We start from the raw sequence: 16,966 nt of genomic DNA on the forward strand, positions 1-16,966 counted from the left end.
AGGATCGCGACGCGTTAAGCGAAAGCCGCGGCCCGTCGGGGCCGTTACGCGACCGGTTTGACCCCGATCGTGACCGCGACGCCTTCGACCTCCCACTCTTCGACGAGTCCGCCGTCGGCGTCGGCGGCGTCGCTCGCGTCGTCGAGCCACGCGTCGGCGCGCACCTCGCCGGCGATCAGGTCGGCGTGCTCGTCCACGAAGCCGGCGACCCGGTCGTCGTCGACCGCGACGCCGACGCGAATCCGCGCCTCAACGTCGAGGTCCAGTTCCTTGCGCATCTCCTGGACCCGGCGGATCACGTCGCGGGCGTACCCCTCGGACTCGATGTCGGGCGTCAGCGAGGTGTCGACGTAGACGGTGCCGCCATCGAAGTCGGCCCCGGAGACGTGCTCCGGCGGCTCCGCGACGTATTCGACCATCTCGTCGTCGAGGTCGACGGGCTCGCCGTCGACCGCGACCTCGCCGCCCTCGGCCTCGGCGCGGGTCGCGCCCTGAACCGCCTCCATCACCTTCTGGGCGTCCCCGCCGAACGCCGGCCCGATGGCGGCCATCTGGGGCTCGGCGGTCTCGACCAGTTCGTCGAAGGCGTCGGTGACGACCACGTCGCGGGCGTTGACGCGGTCAGCGATCAGCGCTTTGAGGCGGTCGACCGCGGCCGCAACCGTCTCGTTGTCGGTCTCGACGACGACGCGCGGCACGGGCCAGCGGAGCTTGCGGCCAGCCTGCTGGCGCGCGTTCGCGGCCGCCTCCTCGATGTCGCGGAAGGCCGCCACGTCGCGTTCGAGGTCGTCGTCGCGCAGGTCCGCGTCCGGCTCGGGGTACGACAGCGCGTGGACCGTCGTCGCCTCGCCGTCGAGCCGCTGGTACATCCGCTCGGTGAGGTACGGGGCGATCGGCGCGAGCAGCCGGATCACCTCGTCGAGGACCGTCGCGAGCGTGGCGTACGCGCCGCGCTTCGAGGGGGAGTCGGGCTCCTCCCACATGCGGTCGCGGACGGCCTTCACGTAGAACCGCGAGACGTCCTGCGTGACGAACTCGATGACGGCGTTGACGGCGTCGCTGACGCGGTAGTCGTCCCACGCGTCGGCGACCTCCGTCTCCACGGACTGGAGCCGGGAGAGCACCCACTCGTCGACGAGTTCGAGGTCGCCGTCCGAGAGGTCGGCGTCGGCCGGGTCGTAGCCGTCGAGCTCCATGTACTCGAGGGGGAACCGGAACACGTTCCAGAGGATGTTGAGCTTGCCCTGGATCTCGCCGAGCCCGTCCCACTCGAACGCGAGGTCGACGCCCTGCTGGTCGTGGCTGAGCAGGTAGGTGCGGAGCGGGTCGCGGCCGGCGCGCTCGATGGCCTCCTCCGGCGTGACGATGTTGCCGACCGACTTCGACATCTTTCGGCCGTCCTCGTCGTTGGCGAAGCCGTGCATCAGCACCTCCTCGTAGGGGATCTGATCGACCGCGGCCGTCCCCATACCGAGCTGCGACCAGAACCAGCCGCGGGTCTGGTCGTGCGCCTCGATGATGAGGTCGGCGGGCCACAGCTCCTCGTGGGCGGTCTCGTCGCTCGGGTAGCCGAGCGTGCCCCACGAGGCGACCGAGGAGTCGAGCCACACGTCGAACACGTCTTCGACGCGGCGGTAGGTCGTCCCGTCCTCGACGATCGTGAGGCCGTCGACGGCGGGGCGGTGGAGGTCGATCGAGTCGGGATCGATATCCTCCTCGACGCGGTCGGCGAGCTCCTCGCGGGTGCCGACCACGATCATGTCCTCGTCGAGGTTCCCCGGCTCGGCGTCCTCCGGGACCCAGATCGGGATCGGGACGCCCCAGTAGCGCTGGCGCGAGACGTTCCAGTCGGGCGCGTCCTCGATGAAGTCGCGGAACCGGTTGTCCCGGGCCCAGTCGGGGTGCCACTCCGACTCCTCCATGTTGTCGAGGAGGTCGTCTTTCACGTCCGTGATCGAGATGAACCACTGGTCGGTGACCAGCTGGATGATCCCGGTGTCACAGCGCCAGCAGTGGCCGTAGCTGTGGTCGACGGTGCCGTGCGCGAGCATGTGGCCGTCGGCGACGAGGTCCTCGATGATGTCGTCGTTCGCGTCGCGCACGAACTGGCCGGCGTACTCGCCCGCCGCCGCCTCGAACTCGCCGTTCGGACCGACGGGACAGTGGATGTCGAGCCCGAGTTCGGTGCCGCGGTGGAAGTCCTCTTCACCGTGGCCCGGCGCGGAGTGGACCAGGCCGGTGCGGTCGGCCTCCACGTAGTCGGCCGCGTACACCTGTCCGGCGCCCTCGAAGTCGGGGTAGTCGGCAACGTGGTCGGCGAGCGGGTGGTCGTACGCCCAGCCGACGAGTTCGTCGCCGGTCAGCTCCGCCTCGACCGCGTACTCCTCGTAGCGGCCCTCCCCGAGTACGTCCTCGACGCACTCGGCGGCGACGTAGAGGAGCTCCTCCTCGCCGTCCTTCTCCGCGCGGACCGCGTTGTAGGTGAGGTCCTCGTCGACGGCGACGAAGGTGTTCGCGGGGATGGTCCACGGCGTCGTCGTCCAGATGACGAGGCTCCCCTCGCGGTCGGCGAGCGGGAACTTCACGTAGATGGAGGGGTCCTCGACGTCCTCGTACTCGACCTCGTTGTTGGCGAGCCCGGTCTCGCAGCGCGGGCACTGCGAGATGGACCGCTTCCCCTGCTCGACGAGCCCGTTGTCGGCGACCTCGGAGAACGCCCACCAGGCGGCCTCCATGTACTCCGGCGAGATGGTCTCGTACGGGTCGTCCCAGTCCATCCACGCGCCGATGGATTTGAAGTCCTCGTCCATCGCCGCCCGGTTCTCCAGGGCGAACTCCTTACACTTCTCGATGAACGGCTCCATGCCGTACTCCTCGATGTCCCGCTTGTTCTCGAAGCCGAGCTCCTCCTCGACTTTCACCTCGATCGGGAGCCCGTGCATGTCGTATCCCGGGCGGTCGGTGACGCGGTGGCCGGTCATCCGCTTGTACCGGATGACGGCGTCTTTCAGCGTCTTGTTCCAGGCGGTCCCGAGGTGCATCTGCCCGGAGGTGTACGGCGGGCCGTCCACGAAGAAGAACGGCGGATCGTCGGCGTGCGCCTCCTTCGCCGCCTCGTAGGCGTCGTGGTCGTCCCAGTACTCGTCGACCGCGGTCTCGACGTCCGCGGGCGCGTACTGGTCGTCGATCTGCTCCATACGCGTTGGTCTGCGCGCGCGTATTTGAATACGGCGGAGTCGTGGGAACGGTTCAGCCCGCGTCGGCGGGGCCGCCGTCGAAGTAGTCCGCGAGCCGCTCGGCCGCCTCGGTCGCTCGGGGCGTCACCAGCGCGAACCGGATCCACTCGTCGCGGGCGGTGCCGAACGCCTCGCCCGGCATCCCGGCGACGCCGGCCTCGTCGATCAGGCGCTTGACGTTCGCCATCGTGCCGGGGAACCCGTCGAAGCGCGCGAGGACGTAGAAGGCGCCCTCCGGGCGGCCGTACTCCGCGCCCGCCGCGTCGAAGGCGGCGGCGAACGCGTCGACGCGGTCAGCGAGCAGGTCGCGCGACGCGGCGTAGTAGTCGGACGGCGTCTCTTCGAGCGCGTGGTACACCGCGTACTGAGAGGGGCGCGCCCCGGTGACGTTGACGAGCATGTGTCGGGTCTTCGCGTCGCCGACGTGCGCCTCGGGGAACACCCCGTACCCGACGCGGAAGCCCGTGATGGCCATCGACTTCGAGAAGCCGCTCGTGACGATGACGCGCTCGGAGTCCAGCGTCAGCGCCGACTCGAACGAGCCGGTGAGATCGAACCGGTCGTACACCTCGTCGACGACGACGAGCGCGTCGACGGCCGCCGCGATTTCGACGACCTCGCGGACCGCGTCGAGGTCGTAGACGGCGCCGGTCGGGTTGTTCGGCGTGTTGAGGACGACGAGTGCCGTGTCCTCGCTCGCCGCCTCGCGGATCGCGTCGACGTCGAGCCCGCCGTCGCGCGCCGTGGGCACGAGCGTCGGCTCCCCGCCGAGCAGGTGCGTCTTCCCGGGGTAGTACGGGTACACCGGGTCCATCAGGAGCGCCTCGTCACCAGCGTCGCGGTCCAGCGCCCGGGCCATCGCGAGGTAGTTCGCCTCGCCGGTGCCGTTGGTGACGACCACGCGCTCGGGGTCGACGCCCCGGCGCTCGGCGATCGCCCCGCGGAGCTCTCGGAGCCCGTCGCTCGGCGGGTACTGGAAGTCGGCGGGCGGGAGATCGGCGTACTCGCGGAGGGCCTCTCGGAGCGCGGCGGGCGGCTCCCAGTCGGGGTTGCCGCTCACCATGTCGATGACGTCGCCGTCGGCGGCCGCGGCGTACTGCATCACGTGGAAGAACTTCGGCTCCTCGTACTCCATACGGTCGGGTCGGACGCGCCCGCCGTGGCTCTTTCGGCCCGGGAGCGTTTCGGCCCGTGAGTGGACCCCGGCCGACGGCGAGGCGGTGCGATCCTCTCCGGGCACGCCGCCCGGATCCGGTGGTTTGACCTGCCGACCCGCACACGCAGAGACATGAACAAACGCGGCCACGTCCTCAACGGCCTGCTGCTCGCCCTGGGGCTCGGCTTCATCGTCGAACCGGGTCTCGACGCGGCGACCGCGACGACCGTCGCCGAGATCACCGTCCCCGTCGTGTTGGGGGCGCTGTTCCCCGACGTGGACACCGCCTTCGGCCGTCACCGGAAGACGCTCCACAGCCTCCCCGTGCTCGCGGTGTTCCTCGCGTATCCGATCGTCTTCGGCAACCTCCAGTACGTGTGGATCGGCGTGTTGACCCACTACGTCCTCGACGTGGTCGGCAGCCGACGCGGCATCGCGCTGTTCCACCCGTTCTCGGACCGTGAGTTCGGAATGCCGAGCGGCGTGACGACGAGCAGCAAGTACGCCGACCTCGTCACGGTGGTCATCACCGGGGTCGAGCTGACGGCGTTCTGGGCGATTCACACCTACGTCGTCAGCCTCGACCTGGACCTGTCCGCGGCGTCGGAGGCCGCGGCGGGCTTCGGGCTCTGACCGGGAAGCCGATCGGGATCCGGGCCGCCCCGAAACGCTCGCACGGCCGCTATTCGTAGACGCTCACGTCGTCGAATCGCCCCTCGTATGCGACGTTCGACGGGAGGGTCGGCTCGTTGCCGGAGAGGAACATTCGGTCGAGCTTCGTCCACGTGTTCTCGTAGCCGAGGTGCGCGAACTCCACGAGCCCGCGGAGCCGGTGGCCCAGTCCGCCGCGGTGGATCACCGTTCGGGGGCGTCGCTCGCGGAAGGCGTCGGCGACCGCCTCGGCGTCGTCGAGGTCGCCCTCGAAGGCCGTCCACGCCTCGCCGACCGTGCCGGGGAGGTGGGCGTACGAGGATCCGAACCCGGCGCAGCCGGTCTCCGTCGCGGTCCGGCGGGCGCGCGCGTTCTGGTGGGGGAGCAGCTTGGTGTTGTACGTCTCGACCGCGTCGATCCGGGCGGCGTGCGCGTCGACTTCGGGTCGCGTGAGCGAGATAGTGGCGAACCCGGGGTGCGGGACGAGGACGGCCGCGTCCTGCCGCTCGAACTCGGCCATCGCTCCCTCGAAGGTGATGTAGTCGGGGACGGGATCGGAGAGTCCGAGGACGAGGAGGTGTCGCCGGTTCCCCCAGTCGCCGGTGAACACCTCGCGGGCGGGGACGACGGTCAGCTCGTCGTCGGTGTACCGGGCCGCACGCTCGCTGATCGTCGGGAGGCGCGTGAAGTGCGGCGCGTACACGAGCGCGTCGATGTCGCGCGCCTTCGCCCGGGCGACGACCTCGTCGTCGAGTATCTTGACGTGGGCGTCGACGCGCGTTCTCGATCGGGTCACGGTCGCACGGTCGTCGCGCCCGCGCAAATGGGTATCGTTCGACGACGACGGTGCCGCGACCGCGGGGGTGAACCCGCGGTGCCGACCCCCGTCGACCCCCCGGCGCGCCCGCGCCGAGTTGGGAAACCGTTAATCCCCCTCGGGCGAGAGTCCGGGTATGGCCCCTCGCTGGACGTGCGGCATCGGCGACTGCGACGCCGCCTTCGACGACGTGGAGGCGGCGATCGTCCACCAGACGAACGACCACCAGCGCCACGAGTGTAAGGTGTGCGGCACGATCGTCCCCGACGGCTACTTCGCGATCCGGCACGCGTTCGACGAGCACACCCGCGCCGAGTTCGTCCGCGCGTACGACGCCGACTCGGCTGCGGTGCGCCGCCGCGAGGAGATCAAAGGCGAGGTCGAGTCCGAGGCGGACCTCCAGCAGGTCGTCGAACAGCTCGACCGAGGCGTCTGACCCCGGCCTCTCAGTACAAGACGCGCTTCCCGAACGCGCTCGCCGCCAGCTCAGTCGCGAGCTCAGCCGTCTCGTTGTGCTGGTCCAAGGTCGGGTTCACCTCGACGATCTCCATCGACCGGAGCGCGTCAGTCTCGTCGACGATCTCCATCGCGCTGTGCGCCTCGCGGTAGGTGACGCCGCCGCGGACGGGCGTCCCGACGCCGGGCGCGGCGTTGGGGTCGAGCCAGTCCAGATCGAGGCTGACGTGGATCCCGTCGACGCCCGCGGACGCGACCTCGAGCGCCTCCTCCGTGACCGCCGTGATCCCCCGCTCGTCGATGTCCGACATCGTGTACGCCGCGAAGCCGCGGTCGCGGATCAGCTCCGCCTCCGCCCCGTCGACCGAGCGGAGCCCGACCAAGGCGACGTTCTCCGGCGAGAGCCCCGGCGCGTTCGCCCACTCGGTGTCCGCGAACTCGCCGATCCCGAGCGCCGCCGCCAGGGGCATCCCGTGGACGTTGCCAGAGGGCGTCGTCGCGGGCGTGTTGAGGTCCGCGTGCGCGTCGAACCACACGGCGCCGACGTCCGCGTCGCGCGCGGACCCGGAGAGGCTCCCGATGGCGATGGAGTGGTCGCCGCCGAGCGCCAGCGGCACCTCGCCGTCGGCGAGCGTCGCGGCGACCTCGTCGCCGAGCCGCCGGCAGACCGCTTCCGTCTCGCGGATGAACTTCGCTTCCCCCTCGCTCGGCGCGTCCGCGTCCGGGTCGCGCTCCTCGGCCCGGGGGACGTGGAGGTCGCCCGCGTCGACGGTCTCGACGCCGGCGCCGGCGAGCTGGTCGGCGAGCCCGCCGTACCGGATCGCCGACGGTCCCATGTCGACTCCGCGTCGGTTCGCCCCGTAGTCTGTCGGCGCGCCGATGATCCTGACCGTGGTCATACCGGCTACGCGACGCCGCGGCGCTTGAATGGTGGGGATCGGCGGCCGGGTCGAGCCGACGGGGCGGGATCCGCCCGACCGCGGTCCGAGCGAATCCGACCGACCGGATCGGACAGCGTTTTGCGCCCGGGCCGCCACGGACGCCCATGAGCAGTCCCGATCCCCGCTCGGTCGACCCCGGCGACATCGAGCCGATCGGCGCGACCATCGCGGTCGCGTTCACCGGCGCGGCGATCGGGCTCGTCGGCGCCGCGGTCTCGTTCGTCGCCGTCGACTTCGGCGTCGCGCTGATCGGCGTCGGTGTCGTCGTCGCGCTGTCGAGCCCGCTCGCGTACGTGCGGATAAAGCGGCTACGCGGCGGGTGAGCCGAACCGGCCCGAACCGACGGTCTCCGGCCGCCGAGACGATTCCACACGATCGTTTATAAATGGGTTCCACCGCATTTAAGCGGGGGCGCGGTGTATCCCGCACCATGTCATCGATCGAGCTCACTTCGAGCCAGAAAAGCATTCTCTCGGCCCTCATCAACCTGTACGGGGAACGAGAGGACGCCGTGAAAGGCGAGGCGATCGCCGAGGAAGTCGACCGCAACCCCGGGACGATCCGGAACCAGATGCAGAGCCTCAAGGCCCTCCAGCTGGTCGAGGGGGTACCCGGCCCGAAGGGCGGCTACAAACCCACCTCGAACGCGTACGAGGCGCTCGACATCCAGCGCATGGACGAGCCCGCGAACGTCCCGATCTACCACGAGAGCGAGGAGGTCGAGGGGGTCAACGTCGACGGGATCGACCTCTCCAGCGTCCACCACCCCGAGCTGTGCCGCGCCGAGATCCACGTTCAGGGTTCGGTCCGCGACTTCCACGAGGGCGACAGCGTCGCCGTGGGGCCGACGCCGCTCTCCAAGCTCGTCATCGACGGGACGGTCGACGGGAAAGACGACACCGCGAACATTCTCATCTTGCGGATCGACGATATGCGAGCCCCCGACGAGCCGGCCGAACACTGACTGCGAGAGCCGCTGTTTCGTTGCGCCGTGGAGGTCGTTCGACGGAGAACAGCGTTTGAGTCGTCGCCGACCCGAGCCGAGGATCGAAAGCCGAGAGTCGCGTCGCTACCGCGCGTCGGCCGATCTCACATGTCGCCGAACGCGCTGACGCCGCGGCTCGCGGAGGAGACCTTGGCGATCCAGCGCGTGGCGATGCCCTTCTTCAGCAGCTTCGCGGGCGTGCCGCCGAACGTCTTGATCGGCATCCCCATCACGTCGTGAGCGACGGCCTCCTCACCGACCGAGATGACCGTCCCCTTGTCCTCGTGGGTCCACGAGCGGAGCGGCGCGCCGCGGGCGGCGCGGGCGAGGTTCGCGCCCGCGACCTCCGCGGCCTGCCAGGCGGCCTGCGCGGTCGGCGGGGCCACGTCGTCGTCGCCCTGCTCGACGAGGGCGGTGTCGCCGATGGCGAACACGCGGTCGTCGCTGGTGCTGAAGTCGGAGCCGGCGTGGACGCGGTTCGAGCGGTCGTCCTTCTCGACCTCGACGTTGTCCAGTTCGGGCTGGCCCGTGATGCCGCCGGTCCAGATCAGCACGTCGTAGCCGAGCTCTTCCGGCTCCTCGTCCTCGCCGCCACCGAGGTAGACAGCCCCCTCGTCGGCCTCCGAGATGAAGTCGCCGGTGAGGATCTCGATGTCGGCGTCCTCCAGCCGCTGGCGGAGCGCCCCCTGGATCTGCGGGTCGTTGCCGGGGAACACCTCGTCGAGCCCCTCGACCAGTTTGATCTCGAGCGGGGCGCGGTGCTTGTCGCGGTACTCGGCGATCTCACCGGCCGTCTGGATGCCGGAGAGGCCGGCGCCGCCGACGACGACCTGCGCCGGGTCCGAGCGGGTCGCGTCGGCGGCCGCCTCGCGGACGTCCTCGTGGATCGCCTTCGCGTCGTCGAGCCCCTTCAGCTGGTGGGCGTTCTCCTTCAGCCCCTCGATGCCGAAGAAGGCGGTCGTGGAGCCGACCGCGAGGAGGAGGTAGTCGTAGTCGACGGTCGTGCCGTCGTCGGTCTCGACGGCGCGCTCGTCGGTGTCGACGTCGACGACCCGGCCCTGGACGAAGTCGGACTCGGGGGATTTGATCTCGTCGACGGGGATCGTGATCTTGTCTTCGACCGCGGGGTTCCGGATCGCGCGGTGGGCCTCGTGGAGAACGAGGTGATAGTCGTGTTCCGAGATCCACGTGAGCTCGGCCTCGCCCTCGCCGACCTCGTCTTCGAACGCCTTCACCGCCCCTGCGCCGGCGTACCCGGAGCCGACGACCACGACCTGTGTACTCATGCCTGCCGCTCCGCGGTCCGTGGGTAAAGTCGCTTTGGAACGCCCGCGCCCGGCAGCGAGCAGCGTGACGGCCGGAGCGCCCGCTACAGCGAGAGGCCGGCGTGCCAGCGGTCCGCGCCCGCCTCGCGTTTCACCTCGTCCATCCGCGTGAGGAGCTTCACCGCGAGGCTCGCGGTCTCGGCCGCGCGCGACTCGCCCTCGGTCCGGAACTCGCCGGTCACGCGGTTGGCGTACACCGAGCAGACCGCGCCGGCGCGGAGCCCGTACACGTTCGCGACCGTGAGGATGGCCGACGCCTCCATCTCGATGTTCTTCACGTTCGCGTCCTGAAGCTCCGCGACGAGCTCGTCGGAGCCGGCGGCCTCGAACCCCTCGAACCCGGGTCGCCCCTGTCCGGCGTAGAAGGAGTCGGCGCTCATCGTGACGCCCGTGTGGTAGTCGTGACCGAGCCGCTCGGCGGCCGCGACCAGGGCGGAGACCACCTCGCCGTCGGCGCTCGCCGGGTAGTCCTCGCGCACGTACTCGTCGCTCGTCCCCTCCTGCCGGACGCCGCCGGTGGTGATGACGAGGTCGCCGACGTCCATCTCCGGCTGGATCGCGCCGCAGGAGCCGACGCGGATGAACGTGTCGACGCCGACGCGCGCGAGCTCCTCGACGGCGATGGCGGCCGAGGGGGAGCCGATCCCGGTTGAGGTGACCGAGATCGGGGTGCCGTCGTAGCTGCCGGTCGCGGTGCGGTACTCGCGGTGGCGCGCGACCTCCTCGTGGTCGCCCCACAGCGCGGTGATCTTGTCGACGCGCTCGGGGTTACCGGGGAGGAGGACCGCGTCCGCGACGTCGTCGGGCGCGGCCTCGACGTGGTATCCGGCCTCGTCGTTGGGGTCCTCGCTGTCGTCGGTCATGTCTCCGCCCTTCGGCGAGCCGTTTAAAAGTAGTTCCGTCTCGGCCGGACGGGTCTCCCGCCGATCTAGTCCTCTCTCGCGTCGGTCCTCCCTCGCGTCAGTCCTCTCTCGCGTCGTCGAGCGTGCCCTCGTTGATCGTGTTCGGGAGCAGTTCCCCGAGCGTGTACTCCGTGACCGCGTCGTCGCCCTCGTCGCAGGCGACGACGAGGTCGTCGGCCGCGAACTCCGCGAGCGTCTGCCGGCACATCCCGCAGGGGGTGACCCCGTCGCGGACGCCCGACGAGACCGCGATCCGGTCGAACTCGCGGTGCCCGTTCTTCACCGCCTCCGCGAGCGCAACCTCCTCGGCGTGGAGGCTGTTGGAGTAGTTCGCGTTCTCGATGTTACAGCCGGTGTAGACGGTGCCGTCGGCGGTCCGGAGCGCGGCGCCGACGCGGTACTCGGAGTAGGGGACGTGGGCGGCGTCGAGGGCTTCGCGCGCCGCGGCGATCAGCTCGTCCATACGGCCGCGTGACGCGGCGGACCGATAACTGTACTGTGTCGCGGTCGCGCCGTCCGGCTCCCGCGTCGCCGGGCGACCACGGGGGCGGTCACTCCCCGTCCGTCCACGCCGAGAAGCCGCCGTCGATGAGGGCGTCGGCCTGCTGGCGGATGTACTCGCGCTGGGTGTCGACCACCGCGGTCGCGAAGTCGTCGCCGTCGTCGAGTCGGGCGCGGACGCGGTCCCGCTTCCAGCTCGCCGGAGTCGTGCGGTTCGCGACGCGCCACCGCAGCGGCGCGATCCATTTCGCGGCCTCGTCGTCCGCGCAGCCGGCGGTCCGGAGTCCGGCCTCCGCGTGATCGAGGAGGTCCGCGTACATCGCGTCCGGGTCGGTCGTCCGGTGGCCGTCGCGGTCGATCCACTCCATGTCGGCGTCGAGCCCGTCGGCGACGGCGGCGTAGAAGTTGTCGCGCGCGGTCTCCCACTCGAGGCCGATGACGGGGTGTTCGTGCTGGGCGAGCGCCTGCATCAGCCCGGCGAAGGCCGCCTGAAACGCGATGGAGTCGCGGACCGTGGGCTGGCCGGGGATCGGCCGGAACTCGATCCGGGCGTTCGCGGCCGAGCGGCTCGCCCCCTCGAAGACGGGGCGAACCCAACGCCAGTAGCTGCCGTGTTTCGTCCGGAACGTCGCGAAGTCGTCGTCGAAGCGATCGCTGCCGCCCGGGTCCGGCATCGGGATGAGCGTCTCGTCGGCCGCGATGCGGTCGACCGCTGTCTCGACGTCGCGGAACTCCCGGGGGAACCGGACCTTGTCGGCGTCGGTCCGCGCGTTGAGGACGGACTCGAAGACGTGGACCCGGTTCTCCGTCGCCCCCTCGGCGAGGACACGCTCGCCGTCCCAGCCGTCGTCGTACAGCGCCGGCGGGAAGAACGGCGAGTTGACGCCGAGCGCCAGCAGGGGGCCGGCGATCCGAAGCGCGTACCGGAAGTGCCGCGGCAGCGTCTCGGCGTGCGCCACCTGATAGTGGGGCTGGATCGACGTGATGAGGCTCTCGGGCATCACCGTCTCCGCCGCCAGCGACACGCCCGGCGCGTCGAGGGTGACGACCGGCTCTTCCTCGGCGTCGGTCGCGGCGCCCCCGTTCGCGTCGGTGGCGTTCAGGTCGTCTCGGCGCGAGTTCGCCATCGCGTGGTACCGGACCGCGTCGCTCATGTTGACCGCGACCACCACGCCGTCGACAGCGACGCTGTCGGTGAGGTATCCCTCCGCGGTCTCGCCCGCCGGCGGGATAGTCCAGAGGCCGTCGGAGACGAGGCGCATCCCCTCGACGCCCGCGGTGTTCTCTGCGGCCTCCAGTCGGGCGCGGACCTCGGCGAGCTGGGCGCGGAGCCCGTGGTCGGAGAGGGGCTGCGGGCTCGTGGACATCTCGGCGTTGTGGAGCCCCAGCTCCTTCTCGAAGCCCATCAGCTCCAAGAGGCGGCGCGGCACGCGCATCAGCGCGTACTCGCCGGCCCGGGACTCCTCGCTCCACCGGCCGTCGCCGACCGCGTAGAACTCGTACTCGAAGCCGACGATCGACTGGTGGTTGTCGAAGGAGCCGTCGCGTAGCTCCTGTTTGACGATCTCGGCCTCCTCGGCCGCGCGCTCGGCGAACGCCTCGGCGTCGACCGAAAGCGCCTCCCGGACCCCGTCGGCCAGCGCGGACTCGGTGGTCATGCGACCGGGGAAGGACGCGGCGGAGTAAAAAGGCCACCGGCCGAGAGGTTCGCGCCGTCCGGTTCGACAATCAGTCCGTCCGATTCGGGTATCCGTCCGCCCAGTCCGACTACTGGTTCGCCGAGCGCGCGTCGAGCGCGACCGGTATCGACCGGCTCGCCACGTCCCCGGCGAACGCCTCGCCGTCGGCTTTCAGCAGGTCGAACGTGTCGTAGTGGATCGGGACGACGAGGTCGGGGTCCATCGCCTCGGCCAGGTCCGCCGCCTCGCGGGGGTCCGAGACGATGCCGCCCCCGCCGATGTTCGCGAGGAAGACGGAGACGTCGAGCTCGGCGAACCCGTCGAGCGCGTCCGAGTCGCCGGGCCAGAAGACGGTGCGCCCGCCGAGCGACAGGAGGAAGCCGCAGCCGAACCCGGGCGGGTGCGCGACCGAGCCGTCGGCGTCCGCGTTCGGCCCCTCCGGATCGTTGTGTGCCGGGACGGGCCAGACCCGTACCTCGCCGGCGGGCGTCTCGACGTCGACGCGGTCTTCCTCGCCGACGCGGACGACCTCGTACTCTTCCGCGAGCGCGTCGATCGGCTCCACGTCGCGGTCGATGCCGGCGGGGTCGACCCCGTCGTAGATCACGAGCGTCGCGTCCTCGCTCGCGACAGACCGGATCCCGTCGCTGTCGTAGTGGTGGTCGTGGGTGACGACGACGAGGTCGCCGTCGCGCGCCCAGTAGTCGTCGAGGACGCCGTACCGGCCGGGATCGGTGTAGGCCACCGGCCCCTCGTCCGTCTCCAGCCGCGCCGTCGCGTAGCCGAGCCATTCCACCGAGAACTCCTCGTAGCGGACCGTCATGTTACCGTCTGCGGGCGCGCTCGTCTTGAGGGTGGCTATCGGTCGCGCTCGGCGTCGAGGGCCGTGTCGCCGATCGCCCCGTCGTCGACCGAGCCGTCGTCGACCGATTCGCCCTCACCGATCACGAGCAGGTCCCACGCCGCCGTGAGCGTCTCGCCGTCGATCGACCGCCCTAACGCGTGCTCGGGAACGAGCGGCATCGGAATTGGAACGTATCCGGCCTCGCGCAGCGCCGCGAACCCGCTGACCGTCTCGACGACCGTCCCGTCGCCTCCCCGCCGGACGCGGAACCGCTTGTCGTCCGGATCGCGGCGGTACGCGAACGGGAACGCCTCGTCCGTCGGGGTCTGGAGGCTATCGGCGCCGGCGAGGACGGCGACCGCCTCGCCGTCGACCTCGCAGAGGAGCCGGGGGACGACGGGTCGCCCCTCGTCGTCGACCGCGGCGGCGTCGACGTCCGAGCGGGCCGTCACCGGGCCGAGGGGCGTGTCCGTCTCGCGCCAGCCGAACGTCGGATGGCCGAGGCCGTCGGCGCGGACGCAGGCGTAGCCGCCGCCCGAGACCGGGACCCGGTCCGGGCCGAGGTGGAAGGTTCGTCGACCGTCGGTCCGCTCGGCGAGCAGCGGCGGGTCGGCGAGGAGGTCGCGCACGGCCGCCGCGGTGTCGGCGTCGCGGGCGACGAACAGCGCGCGGCGGCCCCGGTCGAGCGCGTGGCCGAGCCGCGAGGCGATCACGATCGGCGTCGCGTCGTCCGCTGCGAGCGGTTCCACCGCCAACCGGTCGTCGCCGCGGGTCGCGACCGCCGGCGGCTCGGCGCCCGTCTCCGGGCGGTCGACCTCGAACCCCGCCGCCGCGAGTCGCTCGACGGCCGCGTCGGTGAGGTCTCGCCGCGTCGCGTCGCCGAGCGGGCCTGGCATGTGTTACCCTACGAACCGGACCGTCAAGGAGTTTCGCGTGTCGGAACGTCAGTCGTCGCCGGCGAACCGACGGACGCGGGCGAGCGAGTCGGCGTCGTCGACCCCCTTGTCCTCGCGGACGCCGACGAAGCGGGGGAACCGGAGCGCGTAGCCTGCGGAGTACGTCGGCGAGGTCTGGATCTCCTCGTAGCCGACCTCGACCACCAGTTCGGGGTCGAACGAGACCGTCGTCCCCGTCTCGTCGACGACGTGCGGCTCCAACCGCTCCGTGAGGTCCGCGAGCGCCTCGTCGGTGATCCCCGTCGCCACCTTGCCGACCGTGGCGTACCCCGGTGGCGCGGGGTCGTCGGCGTCGCGGCCGCCGGCGTCGCGGTCGGCCGCGTCGTTCCCGGCGTCCCGCGCCGCGGACTCGTCCCCCTCGCGGACCGCGAGCAGGAACGTGCCGAACAGCTCCGCACGGCGCCCCTCGCCCCACTCGGCCCCGACGACGACGGCGTCGAGCGTCTCCACGTCGGGCTTTCGCTTCAGCCAGTCGCGCCCGCGGTCGCCGGGGGTGTACGCCGCGTCGGGGTTCTTCAGCATGACGCCTTCGTGGCCCGCGTCGAGCGCGGCCCGCTCCTCGGCCGCGATCGAGTCCGTGTCCGCGGCGACGGTGAGATCCGCGGCTGCGTCCGGGAGGAACTCGTGGAGCCGCTCGTGGCGCGCGGTGAGGGGTTCGTCGAGTAAGTCGTCGCCGTCGGCGTGGAGGCAGTCGAACGCGTGGAGCCGCAGGGAGACCGCCTCGCGCATCCGGTCGATGTCGTGTTTTCGCCGGAACCGCCGCAGCACCTCCTGAAACGGGAGCGGGTCGCCGTCGTCGTCGACCGCGACGACCTCGCCGTCGAGGATGACGGGCGCGTCGACGCGGTCGGCGACGAACTCCACGATCTCGGGGAGCGCGTCCGTCACGTCGTCCATGTTCCGCGAGTAGAGCCGTGGACCGAGCGCGGTGCCCTCGCCGCCCGGTGCGTCGCCGTCCGGCACGCCGTCGTCCGCCTCGGCTCCGTGCGGCGCGTAGTGAACCTGAACGCGAGCCCCGTCGAACTTCGTCTCGACAGCGACCTCGCCGAACGCGTCGAGCGCGTCGGTCGCGGTGCCCGCCTGCGCGAGCATCGCCTGGACCGGGCGGCCGACGCGCAGCGACTCCTCGCGGAGCCCCGCGACTCCCTCGTCGCGGGCGCGGACCGCGACCCGCCCGTAGTCGTTCGTCACCTGAAGCGCGCGCTCGACGGCCGCGACCGCGTCGTCGGGCGCGGCGAGTTCGGGACCGTCGCCGTCGGCGGGGCTGTCATCGTCGTCGTCCCCGGACTCGTCGCCGTCGTGGGCCGTCTTGGAGGTCAGGAACGCCTCCGCGATCGCGTCCCGGACGGTTCCCTCGCCGACGCCGAGCCGCATCTCGCCGAGGACAAGGCGGGCGAGGAAAGCCGCCTCGCTCGGCGAACAGCGGGTGAACAGCCCGAACAGGGCGTCGCGTTTGCGCGACTCGCTGCCGTCGCCGCTCGCGGCCGAGGAGTAACCGGACGACGACCGGGAGGTCGTCGGTCGACCCGTGGTTCGCGCCGCCGTCGCCGGCGTCCGCGAGCAGGTTGGCGACCGCAAGGGTCGTCTCGATGTCGCCGTCGTGCGCGGCCACCCGTTCCGCCCGCTCAGCCAGCGCGGCGAATTCCATACGCGTTGGGTCGGCGGCCGGCGGGCAAAAGCGACGCGATGACGGCGGACGATCGGGCCGGGGAACCGTTTTTCACCTCCGCCCTCGTACAGCCGTCTATGTACGTCCGCGACGCCAAAAACCGTGACGAGGCGTGGTTGTTGGACGCGATCGAGCAGCTGGGGCTCGACGACGTCGCCTTCCGGTCGCGGGACTACGTGATCGCGGTCGACGAGGAGTCGGGCGACCGGGCCGGGTTCGGTCGGCTCCGCCTCCACCGCGGCGACGAGGACGAGGAAAACCGGATCGAGCTCACCGGCATCGGCGTCCTCCCCGAGTGGCGCGACCGCGGCGTCGGGGCGCACGTCGTGGAGCGCCTCGTCGACACCGCGGCCGCGGACGGGTTCGAGACGGTGTACGTGCTCACCGACCAGCCGGAGTACCTGACGCAGTTCGGCTTCGAGCGCGTCGACACCGACGACCTCCCGCCGGCCCTCTCGGACCGCCTCACCGAGAAGCGCGAGTTCCTCGGCGGCGGGGTCGTCGGCCTCGAACTGACCGTCGACGCGTTCGAGATGGCGGACCGGTTCCGGCGGGCGTTCAAGGACGCCGAGCCGACGGGCGACGACGAGCCGGAGGAGTCGGCGGAGGACTTCGGGATCGACCCCGACTCGGCGACGTACAAGTACGACACCGGTCGCTGAGCCGCGAGACTGGTTTTTTGTGGCCGCTGTGGCGCGTGCCTCCGAGCGTCCGAAGGACGCGAGGAGCACGCGCGAGGGAGTCGGTGGTCCGGAGCGGAGCGGAGGACCGCCGACGAGGCTGGGGAGGTGTGAGGCGCGGTCGCTTTGCGGGGCGGGCCTCGCGGCTGGGGCGTCGGTGGTGGTCGT

15 protein-coding genes and 1 pseudogene are annotated in these 16,966 nt (G+C 71.2%); 5 read left to right on the forward strand and 11 right to left on the reverse strand.

The genetic code is table 11. The features are described from left to right. Positions 1–44: 44 nt before the first annotated feature. Both ileS and B9G49_RS08790 read right to left on the reverse strand, forming a co-directional pair. Entirely contained in the window at positions 45–3,197 is a 3,153-nt protein-coding gene (ileS, locus tag B9G49_RS08785; RefSeq protein ID WP_086216109.1) for an isoleucine--tRNA ligase, read from the reverse strand. Positions 3,198–3,249: 52 nt separating this feature from the next. Then, on the reverse strand, positions 3,250–4,371 hold the full coding sequence (locus B9G49_RS08790; RefSeq protein ID WP_086216117.1) for a pyridoxal phosphate-dependent aminotransferase: 1,122 nt from the start codon (positions 4,369–4,371) through the stop codon (positions 3,250–3,252). Positions 4,372–4,524: 153 nt separating this feature from the next. Here B9G49_RS08790 and B9G49_RS08795 point away from each other — a divergent pair, with 153 nt between their 5' ends. Then, the gene (locus tag B9G49_RS08795) at positions 4,525–5,025 is read left to right on the forward strand and encodes a metal-dependent hydrolase (RefSeq protein ID WP_049931154.1); all 501 of its coding nucleotides are present in this window, start codon (positions 4,525–4,527) and stop codon (positions 5,023–5,025) included. 49 nt (positions 5,026–5,074) lie between these two features. On the opposite strand, the gene B9G49_RS08800 is transcribed toward B9G49_RS08795, so the two are convergent. Next, the gene (locus B9G49_RS08800) at positions 5,075–5,866 is read right to left on the reverse strand and encodes a PHP-associated domain-containing protein (protein WP_086216110.1); all 792 of its coding nucleotides are present in this window, start codon (positions 5,864–5,866) and stop codon (positions 5,075–5,077) included. Positions 5,867–5,996: 130 nt separating this feature from the next. Here B9G49_RS08800 and B9G49_RS08805 point away from each other — a divergent pair, with 130 nt between their 5' ends. Beyond that, entirely contained in the window at positions 5,997–6,296 is a 300-nt protein-coding gene (locus B9G49_RS08805) for a hypothetical protein (RefSeq protein WP_049931157.1), read from the forward strand. 10 nt (positions 6,297–6,306) lie between these two features. On the opposite strand, the gene rocF is transcribed toward B9G49_RS08805, so the two are convergent. Beyond that, a complete protein-coding gene (gene rocF, locus B9G49_RS08810) occupies positions 6,307–7,215 on the reverse strand; it encodes an arginase (RefSeq protein ID WP_049931159.1) in 909 nt (302 codons plus the stop codon). A gap of 146 nt (positions 7,216–7,361) precedes the next feature. On the opposite strand from rocF, the gene B9G49_RS08815 reads away from it, so the two are divergent. Together B9G49_RS08815 and B9G49_RS08820 are read left to right on the forward strand one after the other, a co-directional pair. Next, positions 7,362–7,580 carry a hypothetical protein gene (locus B9G49_RS08815; RefSeq protein WP_086216111.1) on the forward strand — a complete coding sequence of 73 codons (219 nt, stop codon included), beginning with the start codon at positions 7,362–7,364 and terminating at the stop codon, positions 7,578–7,580. A gap of 107 nt (positions 7,581–7,687) precedes the next feature. Beyond that, positions 7,688–8,221, forward strand: a complete 534-nt coding sequence (locus B9G49_RS08820) for an Rrf2 family transcriptional regulator (protein WP_049931162.1) — start codon at positions 7,688–7,690, stop codon at positions 8,219–8,221. 125 nt (positions 8,222–8,346) lie between these two features. Here B9G49_RS08820 and B9G49_RS08825 read toward each other — a convergent pair whose 3' ends face one another. The 7 genes and pseudogenes from B9G49_RS08825 to B9G49_RS08855 all read right to left on the reverse strand — a co-directional run bounded on the left by B9G49_RS08825 (position 8,347) and on the right by B9G49_RS08855 (position 16,097). Beyond that, complete coding sequence (locus B9G49_RS08825; RefSeq protein ID WP_086216112.1) at positions 8,347–9,528, reverse strand: NAD(P)/FAD-dependent oxidoreductase; 1,182 nt, start codon at positions 9,526–9,528, stop codon at positions 8,347–8,349. 83 nt (positions 9,529–9,611) lie between these two features. Continuing rightward, positions 9,612–10,430, reverse strand: a complete 819-nt coding sequence (locus tag B9G49_RS08830; RefSeq protein WP_086216113.1) for a nucleoside phosphorylase — start codon at positions 10,428–10,430, stop codon at positions 9,612–9,614. A gap of 97 nt (positions 10,431–10,527) precedes the next feature. Beyond that, positions 10,528–10,932 carry a cytidine deaminase gene (cdd, locus tag B9G49_RS17260; RefSeq protein WP_049931171.1) on the reverse strand — a complete coding sequence of 135 codons (405 nt, stop codon included), beginning with the start codon at positions 10,930–10,932 and terminating at the stop codon, positions 10,528–10,530. A gap of 88 nt (positions 10,933–11,020) precedes the next feature. Beyond that, complete coding sequence (locus B9G49_RS17265; protein ID WP_086216114.1) at positions 11,021–12,628, reverse strand: hypothetical protein; 1,608 nt, start codon at positions 12,626–12,628, stop codon at positions 11,021–11,023. A gap of 109 nt (positions 12,629–12,737) precedes the next feature. Further along, the gene (locus B9G49_RS08845) at positions 12,738–13,472 is read right to left on the reverse strand and encodes an MBL fold metallo-hydrolase (RefSeq protein WP_086216115.1); all 735 of its coding nucleotides are present in this window, start codon (positions 13,470–13,472) and stop codon (positions 12,738–12,740) included. Positions 13,473–13,507: 35 nt separating this feature from the next. Next, the gene (locus B9G49_RS08850) at positions 13,508–14,389 is read right to left on the reverse strand and encodes a hypothetical protein (protein ID WP_086216116.1); all 882 of its coding nucleotides are present in this window, start codon (positions 14,387–14,389) and stop codon (positions 13,508–13,510) included. A 48-nt stretch (positions 14,390–14,437) separates the two neighbouring features. Next, positions 14,438–16,097, reverse strand: a pseudogene (locus B9G49_RS08855) (DNA ligase). Between the two features lie 98 nt (positions 16,098–16,195). Here B9G49_RS08855 and B9G49_RS08860 point away from each other — a divergent pair. Beyond that, complete coding sequence (locus tag B9G49_RS08860; RefSeq protein WP_049931183.1) at positions 16,196–16,780, forward strand: GNAT family N-acetyltransferase; 585 nt, start codon at positions 16,196–16,198, stop codon at positions 16,778–16,780. Positions 16,781–16,966 lie beyond the last annotated feature (186 nt).

Origin of the sequence: Halorubrum sp. SD683, assembly GCF_002135045.1 — an archaeon.
GTDB classification, from domain to species: Archaea; Halobacteriota; Halobacteria; order Halobacteriales; family Haloferacaceae; genus Halorubrum; species Halorubrum ezzemoulense.

Coding starts and splice junctions, on each gene's coding strand:
- ileS (WP_086216109.1), bottom strand. CDS start 3,197: ATGGAGCAGATCGACGACCAGTACGCGCCCGCGGACGTCGAGACCGCG.
- B9G49_RS08790 (WP_086216117.1), bottom strand. CDS start 4,371: ATGGAGTACGAGGAGCCGAAGTTCTTCCACGTGATGCAGTACGCCGCG.
- B9G49_RS08795 (WP_049931154.1), top strand. CDS start 4,525: ATGAACAAACGCGGCCACGTCCTCAACGGCCTGCTGCTCGCCCTGGGG.
- B9G49_RS08805 (WP_049931157.1), top strand. CDS start 5,997: ATGGCCCCTCGCTGGACGTGCGGCATCGGCGACTGCGACGCCGCCTTC.
- rocF (WP_049931159.1), bottom strand. CDS start 7,215: ATGACCACGGTCAGGATCATCGGCGCGCCGACAGACTACGGGGCGAAC.
- B9G49_RS08815 (WP_086216111.1), top strand. CDS start 7,362: ATGAGCAGTCCCGATCCCCGCTCGGTCGACCCCGGCGACATCGAGCCG.
- B9G49_RS08820 (WP_049931162.1), top strand. CDS start 7,688: ATGTCATCGATCGAGCTCACTTCGAGCCAGAAAAGCATTCTCTCGGCC.
- B9G49_RS08825 (WP_086216112.1), bottom strand. CDS start 9,528: ATGAGTACACAGGTCGTGGTCGTCGGCTCCGGGTACGCCGGCGCAGGG.
- B9G49_RS08830 (WP_086216113.1), bottom strand. CDS start 10,430: ATGACCGACGACAGCGAGGACCCCAACGACGAGGCCGGATACCACGTC.
- cdd (WP_049931171.1), bottom strand. CDS start 10,932: ATGGACGAGCTGATCGCCGCGGCGCGCGAAGCCCTCGACGCCGCCCAC.
- B9G49_RS17265 (WP_086216114.1), bottom strand. CDS start 12,628: ATGACCACCGAGTCCGCGCTGGCCGACGGGGTCCGGGAGGCGCTTTCG.
- B9G49_RS08845 (WP_086216115.1), bottom strand. CDS start 13,472: ATGACGGTCCGCTACGAGGAGTTCTCGGTGGAATGGCTCGGCTACGCG.
- B9G49_RS08850 (WP_086216116.1), bottom strand. CDS start 14,389: ATGCCAGGCCCGCTCGGCGACGCGACGCGGCGAGACCTCACCGACGCG.
- B9G49_RS08860 (WP_049931183.1), top strand. CDS start 16,196: ATGTACGTCCGCGACGCCAAAAACCGTGACGAGGCGTGGTTGTTGGAC.